This window comes from Streptomyces sp. NPDC054872, assembly GCF_053610705.1.
In genome coordinates this window covers 187,606-207,356 of record NZ_JBSGYY010000014.1, presented here as the reverse complement: position 1 = coordinate 207,356, position 19,751 = coordinate 187,606, and the positions used below count along the sequence as shown (strand labels likewise).

The window sequence follows — 19,751 nt, the reverse complement described above, 5'->3', positions numbered from 1 at the left end:
ATTTCCAGAAAGGCTGACACCTCCAGAAGGGCTGACACCTCCAGAAGGATTGACGTTCCTGGGAACCGTTTCATTCGCGTGGCGGCCAGCCGCGGCGTCCTGAACGGTTAAAGAACATTCCATGGAAGAAAACGCGGTCGGCCATTGCGTGCGTGTCCGGGGAGCCAACGAGCACAATCTGCGGAACGTGGACGTGGACGTTCCCCGGGACGCGATGGTCGCCTTCACCGGTGTCTCCGGCTCGGGCAAGTCCTCGCTCGCCTTCGGCACGCTCTATGCCGAGGCCCAGCGCCGGTACTTCGAGTCCGTCGCTCCCTACGCCCGACGGCTGCTGCAGCAGGTCGGTGCGCCGCACGTGCAGGAGATCACCGGACTGCCGCCCGCCGTGGCGCTGCAGCAACGCCGCGGGGCGCCCAGCTCGCGATCCACGGTCGGCACGCTCACCACGCTGTCCAACCTGCTGCGCATCCTCTACTCCCGCGCCGGGACCTATCCGCCGGGCGCCGAGCGGCTGGAGGCCGAGGCGTTCTCGCCCAACACGTCGGCGGGCGCCTGCCCCGAGTGCCACGGGCTCGGTGCCGTGCACGACGTGACCGAGGAGCTGCTCGTCCCGGACCCGTCGCTGAGCATCCGGGACGGCGCCATCGCGGCCTGGCCGGGCGCCTGGCAGGGCGCCAACCTGCGCTCCGTCGTGAGCGGCCTCGGCATCGACATCGACAGGCCGTGGCGCAGGCTGAAGAAGAAGGACAGGGAGTGGCTGCTCTACACCGACGAGCAGCCGTCCGTGCTCATCGAGCCCGAGCCGGGGCGCATCGACTACGGCTACTACGGCACGTTCTGGAGCGCCCGCAAGCACGTCATGCATGTCCTCGCCGACTCCAAGAGCCAGCGGATGCGCGACCGCGCGATGCGGTTCGTCCAAGGGGTGCCCTGCCCCGAATGCGGGGGCAGCGGCTTGCGGCCCGAGGCGCTCGCGGTCACCTTCGCGGGGCATTCCGTCGCCGAGGTCAACGCGATGCCACTCGCCGAGGTGGCGGACCTGCTGCGGCCCGTCGCGGAACTTCCGGAGGCCTCGGCCGCCACCTCGTCAGCCCGGTCCGGGGAGAGCACCGAGGTCGCCGTACGGATCTGCGCCGACGTGGTCGCACGCGTCGAGGTGCTGCTCGGCCTCGGGCTCGGCTACCTCAGCCTCGGCCGCCGCTCGACCACCCTCTCGCCCGGTGAGGCGCAGCGCCTGCGGATCGCCACCCAGCTGCGTTCCGGCCTGTTCGGCGTCGTGTACGTGCTCGACGAACCGTCCGCCGGGCTGCACCCCGCCGACGCGGAGCCACTGCTCGATGTCCTGGACCGGCTCAAGGCCGCGGGCAACTCACTGTTCGTCGTGGAGCACGACATGGACGTCGTACGGCGCGCGGACTGGGTCGTCGACATCGGGCCCGGCGCCGGGGAGGCGGGCGGACGGGTGCTCTACAGCGGTCCGGTCGCCGGTCTCGAAAAGGTCGAGGAGTCGGCCACCAGCGGCTATCTGTTCGGACGCGCCGAGCCGGTCGCCCGTCGCCCCCGCAAGCCGCAGGGGTGGCTGCACCTGCGCGGGGTGTCCCGGCACAACCTGCGGGACGTCTCCGTGGACGTGCCGCTCGGCGTGCTGACGGCGGTCACCGGCGTCTCGGGCTCCGGAAAGTCGACGCTGGTCACCCAGGTGCTCGCCGAGGTCGTGCGCGGCCACCTCGGGCTCGCGCCCGAAGAGCACGAGGAGCACGCGGACCACGGCGAGTACGGGGAGCCCGGCCAGGCGGAGCTCGAAATCGACGTGCAGGACGCGGAAGGCCTCGAATCCTTCGACCGGCTGGTCCGCGTCGACCAGCGGCCCATCGGCCGTACGCCCCGCTCCAACCTGGCGACGTACACCGGAATGTTCGATGCCGTACGCAAGCTGTACGCGGCGACGGACGAGGCCCGGGAGCGCGGCTACTCGCCCGGCCGCTTCTCCTTCAACGTTCCCGATGGCAGGTGCGAGACGTGCCAGGGCGAAGGGTTCGTCACGGTCGAGCTGCTGTTCCTGCCGGGAACCTATGCCCCGTGCCCCACGTGCCACGGCGCGCGGTACAACGCCGAGACCCTGGAAGTCACCTACCGGGACATGAACATTGCGGACGTGCTCGCGATGTCCGTCGACGACGCCGCCACGTTCCTCGCCGATGTGCCCGCCGCCTCCCGAAGCCTCGAAACACTCCGGGAGGTGGGCCTGGGATACCTGCGGCTCGGCCAGCCGGCGACGGAGCTCAGCGGTGGCGAGGCCCAGCGCATCAAGCTCGCCACCGAGCTCCAGCGGGCCCGCCGCGGTCACGCGCTCTACCTGCTCGACGAGCCGACCGCGGGCCTGCACCCCGCGGACATCGCCCTGCTGCTCCGACAGCTGCACCGGCTCGTCGACGCCGACAACACGGTCGTCCTGGTCGAGCACGACCTCGACACGATCGCCACCGCCGACTGGGTCATCGACCTCGGCCCGGGCGGCGGCGACGCGGGAGGCCGGGTGGTGGCGACCGGCACGCCCGCCAAGATCGCCCGGTCGAAACGGAGCGCCACCGCCCCCTACCTCGCGCCGCGGCTGCGGCGCTCCTGAGCCGGGACGGCGACGCGGGCGGACCCTGAGGCGTCTCGTCATCCGGCCCGCCCCGCCCGAGGGCAGACCGATCAGTTAGAAAGGAGTGATCATTCGCCCCCGTCCAGAAGTGGTACGCACATGCCCGCCGCCGCAGCTCCCTGGCTGCTCCTCGCCGTCTTCTCCGGCACCCTGATATCCCTGCAAGCGCGTATCACCGGTGAGCTCGCCGCCGGGCTCGGCGGCGACGGTTTCGCGGCCGCGGTGATCTCGTTCGGCTCGGGATTCGTCGTACTGGCCCTGGGTCTCCTCGTCCTGCCCGGGCCGCGCCGCGGGGTCGGCCTGGTGCTCGCGGACGTACGCGGCAGGCGGCTCAAGTGGTGGCAGGTGCTCGGCGGCTTCGGCGGAGCTGCCTTCCTGCTCGCCCAGGGGCTGACCGTCGGAGCGCTCGGGGTCGCACTGTTCACGGTCGCGATCGTCGCGGGCCAGGTCACCGGGGGCCTGCTCTTCGACCGGATGGGTCTCGGTCCCGCCGGGCCGCAGCGGCCCACCCGACGCAGGGTCGTCGGCGCGGTGCTCGTGCTCGCGGCCGTGGGACTGTCGATGGCGGACAAACTGGGCGGCGGATTCCCCTACTTGATGCTGGTGCTGCCGCTGGTCGCGGGGGTGTGCGTGAGCTGGCAGCAGGCGGTCAACGGGCATGTGAAGAACGCCGCGGGGTCCGCGTACGCGGGGACGTTCTTCAACTTCGCCGCCGGGACCGCCGCGCTGAGCGTGATCTTCCTGATCCACGCCGTGGCCGCCGGGGTACCGTCCCGCCTGCCGACCGAGCCCTACGTCTATCTCGGCGGCCTGGTCGGCATCTCCTTCATCACCATCGCGGTCGCCGCGGTGCAGAAGCTGGGCGTCCTCCTCCTCGGACTGTGCACGATCACCGGCCAGTTGGTCGGTTCACTGGCCCTCGATCTGCTGCTGCCGCACGGCGACACGGACGTCACGGCGGCGACTGTCGCGGGCGTGGCGCTTGCCCTGGCCGCGGTGGCACTCGCGGCGCTGACGGGCACGCGGACGGGCCGGGTGGTCGCTTCGGGCAGCGCGGTGCGTGCCGGGGACGCGGAGCGAGCGGACGGCCCGTCCGCGCGCTAGAGAGCGGGCGTCACGCGCTGGTCGGCGCGCCCGCGTCGGCTTCCCGCGCCGGTCAGCCCGGGTCCACATCGGTGTGCAGCAGGTTGTGGTCCGAGTACGAGGTGAGGTGTACGCGGTGTCTCAGCGGGGCGATGCCTCGCAGGAAGACGTAGTCGAACTTGCTGAGCCAGTCGGTGGTCGGCTTGCAGGTGCCGACGGACGAGGGCCGGCACTGCTCGTCCGTGTCCGCGGCCAGATCCCATATCCGGGAGAGCTCGGGAGCCTCCGGCACGGCGTTGAAGTCGCCGAGCACGATGGCGCGGTCGTGCCGGGCGACGGCGGTGGCCAGTACACCGACCTGGTCCGCCCGGACCTCTTCTTGCTGTCGCTGGGCGAGGTGGGTGTTGAAGACCCGTACGGACCGCCCGCCCACGGTCGTGGTGACCGCCATGTACCCACGGTCCTCGGAACCGCCGTCGGGGTACTCCTCGTTCACGCGGTCGGTCATCGGCGCCGCCGAGAGGACCGCCTGACCAAAGCCTCCCGGGCTCCAGGGCACTCCCCCGCAGCGGCCCCAACTGCTCAGGACCGAGCCGTACTCGACGTGATAGACCAGCCCGTGCAGGTACTCCAGATAGTCCCGGATCCTTTGGACGTCACCCACGCACGCTTCCTGCAGACCGATGACCTGGGGCGCGTACGAGGCGATCTCCGCGGCCCGGTCCACGTCGCTCTCCTCGCAGGGATTGCAGATGTTCCAGGTCATGACCCGGTTCGGCACGACATCCCTGACGGCGTCGACGGGCCGCGATCCGCCGAGGAGGGCGTCGCTCGGTGCGCTCGGACCGATGAGCACCAGGCAGGCCAGGGCCATGGCGCCCGCGAGCAACCGCGTGGTCCTTGCGAGCACCATCGCCTCCTCCATGTGGATGCACACAGCATCGGACTTCTCCACGCACGAGGTTATGGGACGAAGGTCGCCGGCAACACGTACTTCCGTTCCTTCCCCGTACGCCACGCCGACCGGCACCGCCATCACCACCACATCCGCCCTACCCGTCCGCTTCACTGGTGGGGCATCATCCGGTACACGTCCTCGTACGTGTTCAGGACGCACAGCGGGGCCCGGCGACTTGATCGGACGAAAAGCCTAGGGACGGGTGCACAGCCATGGCAGACGCGTACTTCACGACGGAACAGTGCCCGAGCTGCGGCCGTCACACGGACGGCCTCTCCGACCGTTTCACCTGCACGGTCTGCGACACCGTCTGGACCTCCGGGATCTCCGAGTCCGTCGTCACCCTGGGTCCGCTGGACACGACGATCCTCTGTCCGCCGAAGCGCGCCTGACACTCCCCTAGCTGGCTTGAGCGATGAGGAGCGCGATGTCGTCGGTGGTGTCCCCGTCGCACAGGGCCTCCAGGAGGTGGGTGCAGGTGGCCTGCAAGGGGCCGCTGTGGTCGAGGAGCTCGAGGAGCTCGTCCAGGCGTGCGTCGATGGTGTGGTGGCGGGTCTCGACCAGGCCGTCGGTGTACAGGACGAGGCGGTCGCCGGGGTTCAGTTCCAGTTCGATGGTGCTGTACTGCGCGTGACCGACTCCGAGGGGGGTGCCCTCGGGCAGTGTCAGCAGGCGCGGCGGGCGGCCCTGGGGAATCAGCGCGGGAGGCATGTGGCCTGCGTTGGCGATGTGGCATGTGTGGCGGTGGGGGTCGTAGACGGCGTAGACGCAGGTGGCGATGTGGGTTTCCAGTCTGGCGGTGGTCGTGTCGAGGTGGCGCAGCACTTCGTCGGGAGGCATGGCCAGGTCGGCGAAGGCCTGGGTGGCGGTACGCAGGCGGCCCATCGTCGCGGCGGCGTCGATGCCGTGGCCCATGACGTCACCCACGACCAGGGCGGTGCGGTCGCCGTCCAGCGGGATGATGTCGTACCAATCGCCGCCCACCGCGCACGAGATCTGGGCCGGCTGGTAGCGGGAGGCGATGTCCAGTCCGTGCAGCGGGGGCGGGGGCCCGGGCAGGAGGCTGCGCTGGAGGGTTTCCGCGGTGCGGCGAATGCTCTGGTGCCAGCGGGCGTTGTCGATGGCGATGGCGGCCCGGTGGGCGAGTTCCCCGGCCAGCAGGACATCGTCGTCGTCGAACGGGTCCGTGTTGCGGGCGCGCACCAGGTCCACGGCTCCCAGAACCTCCTGGTGGGCGGTGAGCGGCACCGCGAGGTAGGAGTGGACGCCGGAGCGGGCCAGGAGCCGCGCGGCGTCCGGGTCACGGGCGATGTGCTCCAGATCCGCCGCGCCGACGTCGGGCACGAGCACGGGTCGGCCGGTGCGGACGCATTGGGTGATCAGGCGGTCCGCGCGGTATGAGGCCAGGTCGCCGAGCTGGTCGGCGGCGACAGCTGCTTCGGAGGGATAGGCCCTCGCCAGGCCGAGCGCCCTGAACCGGCGCGGTCCGTCGGCATCGGCGCCGTGCCGCAGTTCGAGTGCCGAGTCGAGGATGTCCACCGCGGCGATGTCGGCCAGGTCGGGCACCATCACGTCGGCCAGTTCCTGCGCCGTCCGCTCCACCTCCAATGTGGTGCCCACGCTCGCGGCGGCCGTGGCGAGCAGGGCGAGTCTGCGGCGTCCCCGCTCCGCCTCGGCCTCGGCACGGTGGCGCTCGGTGATGTCCACCACCGAGTTGGCCACCCCCATCAGCTGCCCGTGGGCTCCCTCAAGGCGGTAGTACGACACCGACCAGGCATGGTCGCGATCCGGATCGGCGGGGGTGCGGCCGACGACGTAGCGGTCGATGATCGGGGTCCCGGTGGCGAGCACCTCGCGCAAGCAGGACTCGATCGTGTCGACGTCGAGGAAGGTGAGGATGTCACGGGGGTGGCGGCCGATGTGGTCGGCCGCCTGCAGGCCGTTGATCCGTTCCAGTGCGGGATTGACCAGGAGATAGCGCAGTTCGTGATCGAGCAGCGCTATGCCCATGGGCGACTGGGACACCAGCTTCTCGCACAGTGCCAGGCCCGTCTCCATGCGGTGGAGCACCTGCTGACCGGCCGCGATCCCGAGTGCGTAGACCTCGCCGCCTTCGTCGAGCAGCCGCATGTTGCGGAACTCCACAAGTCGGTTGACCCCGTCCTTGTGGCGGACCGGGAAGGCACCGGCCCAGCTCGTCCCGGTGGCCATCACCTGGGAGAACAGTCCGGCCGCCAGGTCGCGGTGCCGCTGGTCGACGAGCAGGTGCGCGGCGTAGCAACCCAGCGCTTCCTTGGCCGTGTAGCCGAAGACCTCTTCGGCCTGCGGGCTCCACAGCACGATGCGCCCGGAGTGGTCCAGGACGACCGCGCAGACGCCCAGCAGGTCCATGAGCCCGCCCGGCGGCAAGGTCGCGCCGGGGCCATCGGCGTCGGACACCGGTTCGCTGTCGCGCATGACGAACGCCTCCCGCCTCGCCCGCCCTGCCCATCGCCGGGACACGGCCCTTCCATGCTCACCCGCGCCTGACCTCAGCACGACCCGACAGCGCTGCGAAGTCCGATACCGGAGCCTGCGAAGTCGGCGCTCGTGACATATGCCACAGCCATCACGCCTGATCAGTGGGGCGTCCAGCCGCTGTGGGGCATATGCCAGACTGCCGCATCAGTTCGTTGTCAGTTCGCTCAGGAATGTCGAGACACATCAGTCGATCTAGAACGGGTACGGTCGGCAACGACCCCCGGCGTCGAGCCGTGGCGCCCTCTCCGGAGCGCGCGTGTCGCCGACGCGGTCGGCAACTTCCCTTTGCTCGAACGTCAATTCCGGCACGCGAAGGCGAAACCCCGTCAGTGCCAGTGGTGTTGGAAGCGACGGCATGCGAGATGAGCGGCCGCCCGCACAGGGCCCGGGAGCGACGCACCGAGCCTCGACGCCAGACGCGCCGAGCCCAGCCTCGACTCGACGCAACCGCCGTGGAGCAAGGAGACGAGAGATCGCCGCACAAGTCGGGAGCCTCGACGCTCCAGGCGAGACGCCGCACGAGAGCCCTCCGGCCGTCGGCCCCCGAACCGCACGCGCCGAGCCGTCGGCGAGGAGCCGCATCATGCTGCTGCGCGCGCTCGGCGCAGAGCCCGCGACAGTTCCTCCACACGAGCACGGCCTCCCGCTCTGTACCCTCCCCACACCCCGCGCCCCCGCTCCGGCACTCACGCCAGAAGACGCGTTCGACGCTCTGTACGTCTACGCCGCCCCTGGGTTGATCCGCCAGGCACACGTACTCACGGGCTGTCTCCGGCTGGCCTTCGAGTCCGCCGAGCACGCGTTCCACCAGGCTTGGGACCACTGGCCCGAAGTCGCCCGGGACACCGACCCGGTGGGATGGGTGCGCATCCAGGCACACACCTACGCCCTGTCACCCTGGCACCGCCTCCGTAGACTGTTTCTCCGCCCCTCCCGGGCCCCGGCCGACTCACTGCTGCGCGCGATACTCGCACTCCCTCCCCGGCAGCGGCGCGCGCTCGTCCTGTGCGACGGACTGGGCCTGAGCGTGTCCGAAGCAGCCGCCGAGACCGAGGCCGGCACCGCCGCCACCCGCAACAGATTGCTCGACGCGCGCGCCGCTCTCCGCGAACTGCGCCCCGATCAGCCGTGGGACGCGACGCGGCAATCACTCGCCGCGTTCCTCGAGAGCATGTCGGGCAGCACCGTGAGCCACCCGGCCTCTGTACGCGAGGACGCCGAACGGCGGATCCGCGCGCTCACCCGCGCCGTCTGGTCAGCCGTGGCCATCCTCACCGCCCTCGTCGCGTTCACCATCGCGACCACGCCATGACGGTTCGCCGAACGGGCCGACCGGGCCGTGGCTCACCGCGGCAGGCGGCCGCCTGACCGCCGGGAACACGTGGAGGGGCCCGGGTGCCATATCGGCACCCGGGCCCCGAAGGAACTGCTACACCATCTGCCGACCCTGACACTGCGTCGGCCTTCTGTTTCCGCAATCCCGACCGAACTGCCGCCGGGAGTACGGGGATCGCGGTTGCTCGACCGAAGACCACCTCACTATCGATGTCCTGCGGTACCCGGGCCCAACACTTCACCCGGGCGATCCTGATGGCGCCTCGCTCCTCCGTTCTTTCCCTCTGAACTCGCTGAACCTGATCTCACTGAACGGGAACTGCGTACTGCTGCCACTGCGGGTACTTCGTCCTGCTCGTGGCGGCCCCTGATCACTGCGGGCCACCCGGTCCGGTCGTCAGCCCCGTCGCCGTCCTTCAACCGCTCTGGCTTCGGAACTCCACCACCGCACCGTCCTGCGAACCACTGGTACTGCTCGTACTACCTGCACTGCTGACTACTCGTACTGCTGCCCGGCAGTTCTTGTCTGCCGGGCCTTGCTCGATCTCGGCTACGAGAGAAACCATAACCACACCACCACCCAATGTCTACTACGGCCGACATAGATTTCCGCGTGTCCGACAGGCAGGTAGTCGACGTCGTCCAGGGTCGGGGCGAGGGGTGCGACGCGCCGTCAGGCTGCGGAAGCCGGTTTGGCGCCGAGGCGGACCGCGCCTGCGACCGCGGCGACTCCGAAGGCGCCGACCGCGGCTGCGAGGGTCACGGCATCGGGCGCTCCCGCGCTGATCGTGGCTGCCGTGGTGCCGCCGATCGCGGCCGTCGAAACGGCGGTCAGTGCGGCAAGACGCTTGAGGCTGGGGAGAGAGATCATGGGGGTTCCTTCCCTGTACGTGGCGTCGGCGGGTCTCTTGCCGTCCACGACTGTGGGGTTCGCGTACCCCGTCGACACCATGAACAGGCCCCCGCGTCCTTGGATCTGGGCCAGACTGATCCGGCAGGACCGAGCGGTTCCCGGCGGTACCGAGCCGTACCGATCAGCACCTGGCAGTACCTGGCAGTACCTAGCAGGAGGCCTTCTCTTCATGCACAGCGAGCACATCCTCGATTCCTCGGGCCCGCTGGCCGTCACGGTGACCGAGGCGATCCAGAAGGGCGACGTCTCCGCGCTGCGTCAACTCCTGACCGGCCACTCCACGCTGGCCACCAGCTGGATCAGTCAGGACGGCCCCGCGGCGGGTCGGCGGAGCCTGCTGCACATCGCCACCGATTGGCCCGGCCACCGCCCGCACGCCGCGGAGGTCATCGCCACCCTCGTCGCCGCGGGCACCGACCCCGACGCCCGTTTCGTCGGCGCCCACACCGAGACGCCCCTGCACTGGGCCGCCAGCAACGACGACGTCACCGCGCTGGACGCCCTCATCACCGCCGGTGCCGACATCGAGGCATCCGGCGCCGTCATCGGTGGCGGCACCCCGCTCGCCGACGCGCGCGGCTTCGGCCAGTGGCGTGCGGCCCGCAGGCTTCTGGAGCACGGAGCCCGCGCCGACCTGCAGGACGCTGCCACCCTCGGCCTGCTCGACCAGGTGGAGACCTTCCTCTCCGCCCCGGACTCCCCCACCGAGCCCGAAATCACCAGCGCCTTCTGGGGCGCCTGCCACGGCGGCCAACTCCCCACGGCCAAGCTCCTGTTGCGCCATGGGGCGAATGTGAACTGGATCGGCTACGACGACATGACACCCCTGGACATCGCCCGCACCCAGGACTCCGATGACGTGACCCAGTGGCTGCTCATCCAGGGAGCCAAGGCGCGCGCGGATCTCGCGTGAGCCGGCCGCCCGGCGATGCACCGACGCGACACCGACCCGAATCGGGTCAGGCCCCGCGGCCCGCCGAGGCTCCGAAGGCGCCGTCGTCCGCGAAAGCCAGCTCGGCGAACCGTTCGCCCATACGACGGTGAGTGGCGGCGTCCGGGTGCAACTGGTCCGGCAGCGGCAGCTCGGCGGCGTCGGCCTCCCCGTACAGCTCCCGGCCGTCGAGGTAGTGCAGATTGGGGTCCTCGGCCGACCGCTGCTCCACGATCCGGGCCAGCTCCTCGCGGATGACGCGCAGCGTCAGCTTCCCGCCGGCGCGCTCCGCCGGATCGCCCATGGCGCTGAAAACCAGCCGTCCTTCGCTGAGGCCGCTGAAGTCCGGCGCGCTCGGGCCGGGCGTGTCCTCGTGGATGGGACACAGGACGGACGAGACGACCAACAGCGGTGTGCCGGGGTGGCCTTCACGAATGGTGTCGAGGAAGCCGTGGACAGCCGGTCCGAAGGCGCGCAGGCGCATCAGGTCGGCGTTGACCACATTGATGCCGATCTTGACGCTGATCAGGTCGGCGGGGGTGTCCCGCAGGGTTCGCGCGGTGAACGGGTCGAGAAGCGCGCTGCCGGCCAGGCCCAGGTTGACGAGCTCGACACCGCCGAGGGAAGCCGCCACGGCGGGCCAGACAGCGGTGGGGCTCGCCGCGTCGGAGCCATGGCTGATCGAACTGCCGTGGTGCAGCCACACCTTGCGCCCCCGGTCCGGCGCGAGCTCGACAGGTGCGTCGGTGCGCAGCTCGACGAGTTCGGTGGTCTCGTTGTGCGGCAGCCAGATCTCGATGTCCTTGGCACGGTCCGGTAGTTCGGCGTAGCGGATGGTGCCGGGCGGGCCGGGCCGGGTCTCGGTCTTCCCGTTCGTCATGTCGATGGTCAGGAGGTTGCCGCCGCTCACGGAGGCCTGATCCGCCAGGCGGCCGTCGACGAGCAGGTCGTACAGGCCCTCCGGGCGGGGCAGGGCGCCCACGTAGGCGCGCTTGGTGGGCAGCGTGTCCAGTTCGATGACGGTGGCGCGGGTGCGGAAGACAAGGCGTACACCGGAGGGCTGGGACTCGGCCATGGCCAGCTGCCCGTCGGCGCACTGGGCGCGGGCCCATGCGGGCAACCGGTGCGGCAGGACGCCGTGCTCGGTGCGCTCCAGGTCGAGGGCGCCGCGCAGGATGTCCGCGGTGATGGGGGTGGTGATCCAGTCGTCGTGTTCGGTGTTCATGGTCGGCCTCTGTTTGCTGATCATCGTGTCTGGGGTATGGGTCGTGGCTGCCGGCCGGGGTCACGCCCTGGGGCGCCGGGCTGGGCTGCGGCGAGGCATTGATACATCGCTGCATCGATACGTCGACAGCCCGATAGGCCGCTGCGCCAAGGGAGTCGACCGAGCGGGCCTGTCAGGTCACGGCGCCCGGTCGGGCCGCCGGCCAGTTCCGCAGCAGTGCGTCGAGGGCATCCAGGATGCGGTCCCACGACTCCTGGGAGTCGGGCTCGCTGTGGCTGAAGCCCCCCGCCATCTCCAGGCTGACGTAGCCGTGGAAGACGCTGCCCAGCATCCGGACCGCGTGGGTCTGGTCGGTTTCCGTCAGGTCGTAGCCGCGCAGGATCGCCCGCGTCATCTGCGCGTGCCTGACGCCCGCGCTGGCGGCCGCCGTCTCCGGGTCGAGCCTCAGCCGGGCCGCGGCATAACGCCCGGGGTGCTCCCTTGCGTAGTCGCGGTAGACATCGGCGAACGCGGTCAGTGCGTCCTTGCCGGCCCGCCCTGCCAGCGCGGCGGCGCCCCGGTCGGCGAGTTCCTCCAGGGAGAGAAGGGCGATACGCGTCTTGAGGTCCTGCGAGTTCTTCAGATGCGAGTAGAGACTCGCGACCTTGACGTCAAAGCGCCTGGCGAGAGCCGAGACGGTCACCTGCTCGAAGCCGACCTCGTCGGCCAGCTCGGCTCCGGCCTGCGCCAGGCGCTCCGCGGTCAGTCCTGCGCGAACCATGCCCTTCCCTTCCTTCGGCTCAACCGATTGTGCATCTACCTAATAGCTTTAGGCAAACCGGTAACCCTTGAAGGAAGCGCCGAGCGTCTCAGACCGTTCTGCGAGCACCTCAGACCGTTTTGACCGTGCCCCCGTCGATCACGTAATCCGCTCCGGTGACATTGCCCGCCACGTCCGAGAGCAGGAACGTGATCAGTGACGCGACCTCCCGGGGCTCGGTGATCCGGCCACTGGTGATGCCGAACGCCGTCGGGATCTGCGCGAGGAACGCCCCGTGCTCGGCTCCGAATCCGGCCGCGACCTTGCCCCCGAAGCCGTCGGAGTCCTCCCAGATGGCGGTGCGCACCACGCCGGGCGAGACGGTGTTGACCCGCACGCCTCGCGGCCCGAACTCCTCCGCCAGCGACTTGCCCAGGGAGGTGAGCGCCGCCTTGGCGGCGCTGTAGGCGACGGGACCGGCCGCCGGGAGACGGGAGTTGATGGAGGAGACGTTGACGATCGCACCGCCACGCTCGATCAGGCTCGGCAGCGCGGCACGGCTGACGCGGACCGCGCTGAGCAGGTTGAGGTCGAAGACGCCGTGCCACTGCTCGTCGTCGGTGTCGAGGAAACCGACGGGCCGCACGGCGTCACCGCCGCCGACGTTGTTCACCAGCAGGTCGATGCCGCCCAGCTCCGCGAAGGCACCGTCCATGAGAGCGGCCACCCCGTCCGTGGTGCCGAGGTCGGCCGACACGGCGAAGGCTCCCGATTCCTTGAGTTCGGGGGTGATGGTGCGGGCCGCGCCCACGACGCGTACACCCTCCTCGATCAACGCCCTGACGGTGGCCAGGCCGATCCCGCGGCTGGCACCGGTGACGACGGCGGTCTTGCCGTTGAGGTCGAGTTCCATGCTCTTACAGCTCCTTAGAACGATTTTTTTGACCTACAGGTACAAAATTTGGGTACACATCGGCACGGTTCAGAGATGAGACGGGAGGATTGGAAGGGGTTCAGTCGGTTCAGTCAGCTCAGTCGGCTCAGAGAGAGTCGATCGTGGCGTCGATCGCCCTGGTGAGACGCTCCGGGCCTTCCACGACCCGCGCCATCAGCCGCAAACCGACGACTGTGGTCACCAGCAGGCTTCCGATGGCGCGAGCGTCACGGCCGGCGTCGATCTCACCCGCCCGCTGGCCCTTTGCCACCAGCATGGCGAAGGCCTCTTCGGTGCGGTCGAACATGCGCCGGACCAGTTCGGTCGCCACCTCGTCCGTCCCGGCCAGCTCGGCGGCGGCGTTCACCGCCATGCAGCCGCGCCGGTCCGGATCGGCGAGGTCCATCTCGACGAGCAGCCACAGCGCCGCACGCAACCGCTCCCGCACGGGCCCTGACTCCTCGAGCATTTCGATGAGGGCCGCGGCCTGACTGTCGCGGTAGCGGCGCAGCGCCCGCTCGAAGAGGGCGTGCTTGCTGCCAAAGGTGTTGTAGAGACTGCCCTTGCCGATACCGAGCGCGTCCACCAGGTCCTGGGGCGTGGTGGCGGCATACCCCTTGCGCCAGAACACGTCCATGGCCTGCTCGACGGCGGTGTCCGGATCGAACTGCTTCGGCCTTCCCATGCCCGGAAGACTAGACGGTTCTTGACCTGGAGGTCAAGAACCGTCATCGGTCAGCACCGCACAGGTGGCCTCACGACTTCAGCAGCGCCACGTATGCCGCTCTACATGCCTCAGGCAGCGCGACGTACGCGCGCGGCCTTACGGGCCTCAGCCATCTCCCGGGATTCGGCGGTCCGGCGCGAGCCGCCACCGGAGCGGCCGGGCTGCCCCGGACGCGTACCCATGCCACGGAAGGGGGCGCCGCCGCGCTGCTTGGGGCGCTCGGTGGGCGCACTGCCCGCTACGGGTACTCCGGAGGGCGCCTTCGCCCCGGTGATGCGGCTCAACTCGGCCTCGCCGGAGCGCACTTGGGTGATCCGCGGCCGGATACCGGCGGCGGACATCAGGCGGCTCATGTCGCGGCGCTGGTTGGGCGTCACGAGGGTGACGACGCTGCCGGACTCACCGGCGCGGGCCGTGCGGCCGCCGCGGTGGAGGTAGTCCTTGTGGTCGATGGGCGGGTCTACGTTGACCACCAGGTCGAGGTTGTCGACGTGAATGCCGCGAGCCGCGACGTTGGTGGCCACCAGGACCGTCACCGCACCGGTCTTGAACTGGGCGAGAGTGCGGGTGCGCTGGGGCTGTGACTTGCCACCGTGCAGCGCGGCGGCCCGTACGCCGCTGCCCATCAGGTGCTTGGTGAACTGGTCGACGGCGTGCTTGGTGTCGAGGAACATGATCACGCGGCCGTCGCGGGCCGCGATCTCGGTGGCGGTCGCCATCTTGTCGGCGCCGTGCACGTGCAGTTCGTGATGCTCCATCGTGGTGACCGCACCCTTGGAGGGGTCGACGGAGTGGACCACCGGGTCGTGCAGGTAGCTGCGCACCAGCAGGTCGACGTTGCGGTCGAGCGTGGCGGAGAACAGCATCCGCTGCCCGTCGGGGCGTACCTGGTCGAGCAGTTCGGTGACCTGGGGCATGAAGCCCATGTCCGCCATCTGGTCGGCCTCGTCGAGAACGGTGATGCTCACCCGGTCCAGGCGGCAGTCCTTGCGCTCGATGAGGTCCTTGAGGCGTCCGGGCGTGGCGACGACGACCTCGGCACCGGACCGCAGGGCTCCGGCCTGCCTGCCGATCGACATGCCGCCGACCACCGTGGCGATACGCAGCTTCAGCGACCGGGCGTACGGAGTGAGCGCCTCGGTGACCTGCTGGGCGAGCTCCCGAGTGGGAACGAGGACCAAAGCCAGGGGCTGCTTCGACTCGGCGCGCCGGCCTGCGGTGCGCACGAGGAGCGGAAGCCCGAAGGCGAGGGTCTTGCCGGATCCGGTGCGTCCGCGGCCCAGTACGTCCCGGCCCGCGAGGGCGTTCGGCAGCGTCGCCGCCTGGATCGGGAACGGCTCGGTCACGCCGAGGCCGGTGAGCGTCTTCAGCAGCGGGGCCGGCATGTCGAGTTCGGCGAAGGTCTCCGCCGCCGGGAGGCCCGGGGTGATGGTGACCGGAAGGGCGAATTCACCCTGCGGTGCGGAGGGTCGGCGCCCCTGGCCACCCGAACGGTTGCCGGGGCGGGCGCCGCCACCCTTGCGGGGATTGGCACCGCGGGGGCCGCCGCTGTTGCGGGGGTTGGAATATCGGTCGTTCGTGCGCGCTGAACGGTTCATGGAGAACCTTCCTCGATAGGGCACGCATCGAGGAATTCTCGGTGGATTTCAACCGAACGAATTGCAAGCACGAGCCGAAAAAAGACAAAACCTTCTGTAAACAGCAACGAGCTGGCGCCCGCACCGTGAGGCGCGGACACCAGCGTCGTCTTAACGCTTCAAGCGTCAGGCAGGAACGATGTTCTCCGCCTGCGGGCCCTTCTGGCCCTGAGTGACGTCGAAGTTCACCTTCTGGCCTTCCTGAAGCTCACGGAAGCCCTGGGTGGCGATGTTCGAGTAGTGGGCGAAGACGTCGGGGCCGCCACCCTCCTGCTCGATGAAGCCGAAGCCCTTTTCCGAGTTGAACCACTTCACGGTGCCAGTAGCCATACTAAATTTCTCCTTCGGGGCAAGCTCCGAGACCCGCACTGTGCGGACCCCGGCGTCGCCACGTTGATTGCCCCGTCCGGGAAAACTTCTCCCGGAAATACAAAAGTGCCCGGCGGAAATTTATCCACCAAAGGCACTTGAAGTCTTATGGGAACCACAACTGCAACTACGATCAACAGTAGCACGAGATCAGCTTCGAGGCACGAGCAAGCTCTACATATTTCGCTCGACCGGCCCTAGGCCCGCGCCACATTGCGGAAACCTGCGGTCACCTTCCGACACGAGCGCCACCACCACGGCGTGTCGACCCACGGACCGCGGGGGAGCCGGGCAGGCCGGACGAGCCCGAATGGTCCCCTTCGTTCCCGGCCGCACCCGCGAGCGTCGCGCGGGCCCCTCTCCAACTCATGCAGCCTCCGCGCCGCCTCCACCGACCCCACACGGCTCCGCCGCAGCTTGCGGACACTCCTACTGTCACGTGTAAATGCTGGACAGTTCAATACTGAAACGCACATTCCATTGCAATCTCGTTATGCATTGACTCCTTGACGCCGGGAACACTCCGGGGTTGGCTTTCAGCCATCTCGGACCACAACGAAGCGGTCCGATCGAGGAAGTGGGCGAATGAAAACCCGTACGCGTGAAGCCACCGTCGCCGTATCTGTGAGCGCCCTGGCACTCTCGCTCGCCGCCTGCGGCAGCCTGCTGGGCTCGGACGACGGGAAGTCACAGACCGAGAGGAAGGGTGACGCGGTCACCGTCGGTCTGCTCCTGCCCGAGGAGGAGACGGCTCGCTACGAGAAGTTCGACCACCCCATCATCGAGAAGCAGGTCAGGAAGCTCACCAACGGCAAGGGCAAGCTCGTCTACGCCAACGCCAAGGGTGACGCGGCCAAGCAGAACGGCCAGCTCGACCAGATGGTCGCCGACAAGGTCGACGCGATCCTGGTGAGCGCGGTGGACGCGAAGAAGCTCGCACCGTCGGTCAAGAAGGCGAAGGAAGCGGACATTCCCGTCATCGCCTACGACCGTCTCGCCGAGGGACCCGTATCCGGTTACGTGGCCTTCGACAACGAGCTGGTCGGCCAGGTCCAGGGTCAGGCGATCCTGAAGGCGCTCGGCAGCGGCAGCCGCCAGAACAGCAAGGTCGTCATGATCAACGGCGCGCCGACCGACCCGAACGCCGCCGTGTTCAAGGAGGGCGCGCTCTCCCAGCTCCAGAACCAGGTGGACATCGCCAAGTCGTACGACACCGATGGCTGGAAACCGCAGACGGCCGGTACCCACATGACCGACGCGATCACCGCCATCGGCAAGGACAACATCGCCGCCGTCTACTCCGCCAACGACGGTATGGCGGGCGGCGCCATCAAGGCCCTCAAGGCCGCGGGCATCACCGACCTGCCGCCGGTCACCGGCCAGGACGCGGAGTTGCCGGCCGTGCAGCGCATCGTCACGGGCGAGCAGTACATGAGCGTCTACAAGCCCTACCCCGAAGAGGCCGTCGGTGCCGCGGAGATGGCTGTCCGCATCGCCCAGGGCCGCATGGTCGAGTACGACGCACTGGCCGGGGACAGGTCGGAGAACGCCACCACGAAGAACATCCCCTCCCTCCTGGTCTCCGTCCGTCCCTTGACCCGGGACACCATCAAGTCCACGGTCATCAAGGACGGCATCTACAAGACCAAGGACATCTGCACGGCCGAGTTCAAGGCGGCATGCGCGACGATCGGCCTCAAGGGCTAGCCCGATGTGCGCCCGGCCGACGCCTCAGTACCAGTAGCCGCTCCGGGGCAGCTTGAGCCAGCGGTCGGGCGGGCCTGTGACGGCCCGGGCGTCGGTCGGGCGCAGACCCACGAAGGCGCAGGAGTAAGCGACGGCGTTGTGTTGATAGAGGTAGGCGGCGAGGACCTCTTCTGAGGAGTCGTCCTCATCAGGTCCTCCCCCTGGATGCAGATCCGAGCCTTCCATGACGCCGTCGCGGGCGATGCTGCCTTGGTTGCCGCTCTTGGGGTTGGCATAGAGGCCGTAGCAGACGGTGCCCGCGGAGAGCGCGGTCAGCACCCCGGGCATCTGCGGTGCGTAGCCCCAGGGCTGGGTGATGACGCAGCCGCCCGGCACATCGGTGGCGCCGATGATCTGGAGGGACTCATCCATGTCGTACGACAAGGGGTCCTCCAGGAGTACGTCGAGCTCGGGGTCCTCGTACGGCTCGGCCCCGAGTCGGCGTGCGGCCTCTGCCACGTCGATCCCGGCGACGCACGCGAGCCCCGTGCCGTCGTAATAAAGGTCGCCCAGCGCCGCGGTCAGCCGTCTGCCCTCCGTCGCGGCGGCGGACTCGGCCGGGGTCAGGCCGCGCTCGCCGGACGGCACCATGAAGAGGTCCGGGGCCGGCCCCGCGAGGCTGAGCCTCCCCGGGGACCAGTCCGCCAGGACGATGCGCCACGGGTCTGCCCCGGCGGCGGCCAGGACACGGGCGTTGTCCGGGCGGTCGGCCAGGACCGCGGCCCACAGCGCGGTGCAGCCATCCGATTCGGCGTCGACGTCGTCGACACGGCGCGCCAGTTCGGCGACGACCTCCGGTGAGCCGCACTCGGCCGCTCTGTGCAGAGGGCGGCTGCTGCCCCACATATTCGGATCGGCTCCGCGCTCCAGCCGATCACGGACGAGTGCGTGGTCCCGCCAGCCCTCCCAGCCCAGACCCGCCCAGCCGTCCCGCTCGACAACAGCCATGCCACTCCCCCTTCGTGGTGGCCGCACCGTCTGATCGTGTCGTCGCCAGCCACTCACTGAACGCTACAGACGGCCACTGACAATCGTCTCCTGCTCCTGCGCCGCCTGCTGCGGGATCCGTGCGCCGGGGCAGTTGTGGCTCACCGTGTCGGCGAAAGTCTTGGCCAAGGGAGACAGCGCGTCCCAGCGGCGTACCGCCCAACCGGTCCACAGGGTGGGCAGCTCCGGGATGGGGATCAGGCGCAGGTCCGGGTGGTTGGGGCCGCGCCAGCCCGGCAGGTCGGGGACGATCGCGTGGCCCAGGCCCAGTTCGGCGAGCAGCAGGGCGGTGTCCCAGTCGGCGACGCTGGTGTCGGAGGCCGGGCTGATGCCGCGCTCGGTGAACCAGGCGTCCAGGCGCGCGCGGGAGGTCGTGCTCTCCGGGAGCCCGATGAGCCGGATACCGGCCAGGTCGGCGGTGCTGATCCGCGACTCGGCGGCGAGGGGGTCGTCGCGGTGGACCGCCAGCACCCAGGGCAGTTCGATGACGGGACGCTGCTCGATGCCCTTCACCGGTGCGCCGATGGTGATCCAGGCCAGGTCAAGTCCGCCCGCGATGAGGGCGTCGAAGCAGCTGCGGCTGGAATGCGCGGTCTGGAATTCCAGGCTCACCTGGGGGTGACGTCGGCGGAAGGCGACGATCGCGTCGGACATGAAGTGCCGCACCGTGGTGGCGCCGGTGGTGATCCGCACCGATCCGGCCTCGCCGTGCACCAGGTCGTTCAGTCGGCGCAACGCGTGGTCGATGTCGCCGAGGCCGCCTGCCGCCGCGTTCTGCAGGAGCTGCCCGGCCGGCGTGGGGACGACTCCGCGCGGGTGGCGTTCGAGAAGGCTGAGCCCGAGCTCTCGCTCCAGGCGCTTGATGTGCTGGCTGACCGCGGGCTGCGTACAGGACAGATCGCGGGCGACGGCGCTGAGGCTGCCCGTTCGGCAGACGGCGACGAAGACACGCAGGTCGTCGAGAGTCATGGAGGGTGAAGCTACAGCTTGGGGGTCTGCA

17 protein-coding genes are annotated in these 19,751 nt (G+C 69.5%); 6 read left to right on the top strand and 11 right to left on the bottom strand.

The features are described from left to right. Positions 1-121: 121 nt before the first annotated feature. Together uvrA and ACWGIH_RS19710 are read left to right on the top strand one after the other, a co-directional pair. Positions 122-2,626 carry an excinuclease ABC subunit UvrA gene (uvrA, locus tag ACWGIH_RS19715; RefSeq protein ID WP_453449998.1) on the top strand — a complete coding sequence of 835 codons (2,505 nt, stop codon included), beginning with the start codon at positions 122-124 and terminating at the stop codon, positions 2,624-2,626. A 120-nt stretch (positions 2,627-2,746) separates the two neighbouring features. Further along, positions 2,747-3,751 carry a DMT family transporter gene (locus ACWGIH_RS19710; RefSeq protein WP_453449999.1) on the top strand — a complete coding sequence of 335 codons (1,005 nt, stop codon included), beginning with the start codon at positions 2,747-2,749 and terminating at the stop codon, positions 3,749-3,751. Between the two features lie 52 nt (positions 3,752-3,803). Here the strand turns inward: ACWGIH_RS19710 and ACWGIH_RS19705 are convergent, their stop codons facing one another. Next, a complete protein-coding gene (locus ACWGIH_RS19705) occupies positions 3,804-4,643 on the bottom strand; it encodes an endonuclease/exonuclease/phosphatase family protein (RefSeq protein WP_453450049.1) in 840 nt (279 codons plus the stop codon). A gap of 257 nt (positions 4,644-4,900) precedes the next feature. Here ACWGIH_RS19705 and ACWGIH_RS19700 point away from each other — a divergent pair, with 257 nt between their 5' ends. Further along, the gene (locus ACWGIH_RS19700) at positions 4,901-5,080 is read left to right on the top strand and encodes a hypothetical protein (RefSeq protein ID WP_453450000.1); all 180 of its coding nucleotides are present in this window, start codon (positions 4,901-4,903) and stop codon (positions 5,078-5,080) included. Positions 5,081-5,087: 7 nt separating this feature from the next. On the opposite strand, the gene ACWGIH_RS19695 is transcribed toward ACWGIH_RS19700, so the two are convergent. After that, positions 5,088-7,145 (bottom strand): SpoIIE family protein phosphatase, encoded by a 2,058-nt coding sequence (locus tag ACWGIH_RS19695; protein WP_453450001.1) that lies wholly within the window; start codon positions 7,143-7,145, stop codon positions 5,088-5,090. A 646-nt stretch (positions 7,146-7,791) separates the two neighbouring features. Between ACWGIH_RS19695 and ACWGIH_RS19690 the strand changes: the two genes are divergently transcribed. Then, a complete protein-coding gene (locus ACWGIH_RS19690) occupies positions 7,792-8,520 on the top strand; it encodes a sigma factor-like helix-turn-helix DNA-binding protein (protein WP_453450002.1) in 729 nt (242 codons plus the stop codon). Between the two features lie 696 nt (positions 8,521-9,216). Here the strand turns inward: ACWGIH_RS19690 and ACWGIH_RS19685 are convergent. Next, positions 9,217-9,414 carry a hypothetical protein gene (locus ACWGIH_RS19685; protein ID WP_453450003.1) on the bottom strand — a complete coding sequence of 66 codons (198 nt, stop codon included), beginning with the start codon at positions 9,412-9,414 and terminating at the stop codon, positions 9,217-9,219. 211 nt (positions 9,415-9,625) lie between these two features. Between ACWGIH_RS19685 and ACWGIH_RS19680 the strand changes: the two genes are divergently transcribed. Beyond that, positions 9,626-10,369 (top strand): ankyrin repeat domain-containing protein, encoded by a 744-nt coding sequence (locus tag ACWGIH_RS19680; RefSeq protein ID WP_453450004.1) that lies wholly within the window; start codon positions 9,626-9,628, stop codon positions 10,367-10,369. A gap of 46 nt (positions 10,370-10,415) precedes the next feature. Here ACWGIH_RS19680 and ACWGIH_RS19675 read toward each other — a convergent pair whose 3' ends face one another. From ACWGIH_RS19675 to ACWGIH_RS19650, 6 genes are all read right to left on the bottom strand, one after another. Continuing rightward, positions 10,416-11,612 carry a GDSL-type esterase/lipase family protein gene (locus ACWGIH_RS19675; RefSeq protein ID WP_453450050.1) on the bottom strand — a complete coding sequence of 399 codons (1,197 nt, stop codon included), beginning with the start codon at positions 11,610-11,612 and terminating at the stop codon, positions 10,416-10,418. A gap of 172 nt (positions 11,613-11,784) precedes the next feature. Further along, positions 11,785-12,372 carry a TetR/AcrR family transcriptional regulator gene (locus ACWGIH_RS19670; RefSeq protein WP_453450005.1) on the bottom strand — a complete coding sequence of 196 codons (588 nt, stop codon included), beginning with the start codon at positions 12,370-12,372 and terminating at the stop codon, positions 11,785-11,787. Positions 12,373-12,481: 109 nt separating this feature from the next. After that, positions 12,482-13,264, bottom strand: a complete 783-nt coding sequence (locus ACWGIH_RS19665; protein ID WP_453450006.1) for an oxidoreductase — start codon at positions 13,262-13,264, stop codon at positions 12,482-12,484. Between the two features lie 127 nt (positions 13,265-13,391). After that, complete coding sequence (locus ACWGIH_RS19660; protein WP_453450007.1) at positions 13,392-13,970, bottom strand: TetR/AcrR family transcriptional regulator; 579 nt, start codon at positions 13,968-13,970, stop codon at positions 13,392-13,394. A 110-nt stretch (positions 13,971-14,080) separates the two neighbouring features. Beyond that, the gene (locus ACWGIH_RS19655; RefSeq protein ID WP_453450008.1) at positions 14,081-15,610 is read right to left on the bottom strand and encodes a DEAD/DEAH box helicase; all 1,530 of its coding nucleotides are present in this window, start codon (positions 15,608-15,610) and stop codon (positions 14,081-14,083) included. Positions 15,611-15,775: 165 nt separating this feature from the next. Then, the gene (locus tag ACWGIH_RS19650; RefSeq protein ID WP_100598391.1) at positions 15,776-15,979 is read right to left on the bottom strand and encodes a cold-shock protein; all 204 of its coding nucleotides are present in this window, start codon (positions 15,977-15,979) and stop codon (positions 15,776-15,778) included. Positions 15,980-16,603: 624 nt separating this feature from the next. On the opposite strand from ACWGIH_RS19650, the gene ACWGIH_RS19645 reads away from it, so the two are divergent. Then, on the top strand, positions 16,604-17,725 hold the full coding sequence (locus tag ACWGIH_RS19645; RefSeq protein ID WP_453450009.1) for a sugar ABC transporter substrate-binding protein: 1,122 nt from the start codon (positions 16,604-16,606) through the stop codon (positions 17,723-17,725). Between the two features lie 24 nt (positions 17,726-17,749). Here the strand turns inward: ACWGIH_RS19645 and ACWGIH_RS19640 are convergent, their stop codons facing one another. Both ACWGIH_RS19640 and ACWGIH_RS19635 read right to left on the bottom strand, forming a co-directional pair. Continuing rightward, complete coding sequence (locus ACWGIH_RS19640) at positions 17,750-18,712, bottom strand: ankyrin repeat domain-containing protein (RefSeq protein WP_453450010.1); 963 nt, start codon at positions 18,710-18,712, stop codon at positions 17,750-17,752. Between the two features lie 63 nt (positions 18,713-18,775). Then, positions 18,776-19,720, bottom strand: a complete 945-nt coding sequence (locus ACWGIH_RS19635) for a LysR family transcriptional regulator (RefSeq protein WP_453450011.1) — start codon at positions 19,718-19,720, stop codon at positions 18,776-18,778. Positions 19,721-19,751: the final 31 nt, after the last annotated feature.

What these genes read in the sequence shown, in the direction of transcription:
- uvrA (WP_453449998.1), top strand. Translation starts at nt 122, where the DNA reads ATGGAAGAAAACGCGGTCGGCCATTGCGTGCGTGTCCGGGGAGCCAAC.
- ACWGIH_RS19710 (WP_453449999.1), top strand. Translation starts at nt 2,747, where the DNA reads ATGCCCGCCGCCGCAGCTCCCTGGCTGCTCCTCGCCGTCTTCTCCGGC.
- ACWGIH_RS19705 (WP_453450049.1), bottom strand. Translation starts at nt 4,643, where the DNA reads ATGGTGCTCGCAAGGACCACGCGGTTGCTCGCGGGCGCCATGGCCCTG.
- ACWGIH_RS19700 (WP_453450000.1), top strand. Translation starts at nt 4,901, where the DNA reads ATGGCAGACGCGTACTTCACGACGGAACAGTGCCCGAGCTGCGGCCGT.
- ACWGIH_RS19695 (WP_453450001.1), bottom strand. Translation starts at nt 7,145, where the DNA reads ATGCGCGACAGCGAACCGGTGTCCGACGCCGATGGCCCCGGCGCGACC.
- ACWGIH_RS19690 (WP_453450002.1), top strand. Translation starts at nt 7,792, where the DNA reads ATGCTGCTGCGCGCGCTCGGCGCAGAGCCCGCGACAGTTCCTCCACAC.
- ACWGIH_RS19685 (WP_453450003.1), bottom strand. Translation starts at nt 9,414, where the DNA reads ATGATCTCTCTCCCCAGCCTCAAGCGTCTTGCCGCACTGACCGCCGTT.
- ACWGIH_RS19680 (WP_453450004.1), top strand. Translation starts at nt 9,626, where the DNA reads ATGCACAGCGAGCACATCCTCGATTCCTCGGGCCCGCTGGCCGTCACG.
- ACWGIH_RS19675 (WP_453450050.1), bottom strand. Translation starts at nt 11,612, where the DNA reads ATGAACACCGAACACGACGACTGGATCACCACCCCCATCACCGCGGAC.
- ACWGIH_RS19670 (WP_453450005.1), bottom strand. Translation starts at nt 12,372, where the DNA reads ATGGTTCGCGCAGGACTGACCGCGGAGCGCCTGGCGCAGGCCGGAGCC.
- ACWGIH_RS19665 (WP_453450006.1), bottom strand. Translation starts at nt 13,264, where the DNA reads ATGGAACTCGACCTCAACGGCAAGACCGCCGTCGTCACCGGTGCCAGC.
- ACWGIH_RS19660 (WP_453450007.1), bottom strand. Translation starts at nt 13,970, where the DNA reads ATGGGAAGGCCGAAGCAGTTCGATCCGGACACCGCCGTCGAGCAGGCC.
- ACWGIH_RS19655 (WP_453450008.1), bottom strand. Translation starts at nt 15,610, where the DNA reads ATGAACCGTTCAGCGCGCACGAACGACCGATATTCCAACCCCCGCAAC.
- ACWGIH_RS19650 (WP_100598391.1), bottom strand. Translation starts at nt 15,979, where the DNA reads ATGGCTACTGGCACCGTGAAGTGGTTCAACTCGGAAAAGGGCTTCGGC.
- ACWGIH_RS19645 (WP_453450009.1), top strand. Translation starts at nt 16,604, where the DNA reads ATGAAAACCCGTACGCGTGAAGCCACCGTCGCCGTATCTGTGAGCGCC.
- ACWGIH_RS19640 (WP_453450010.1), bottom strand. Translation starts at nt 18,712, where the DNA reads ATGGCTGTTGTCGAGCGGGACGGCTGGGCGGGTCTGGGCTGGGAGGGC.
- ACWGIH_RS19635 (WP_453450011.1), bottom strand. Translation starts at nt 19,720, where the DNA reads ATGACTCTCGACGACCTGCGTGTCTTCGTCGCCGTCTGCCGAACGGGC.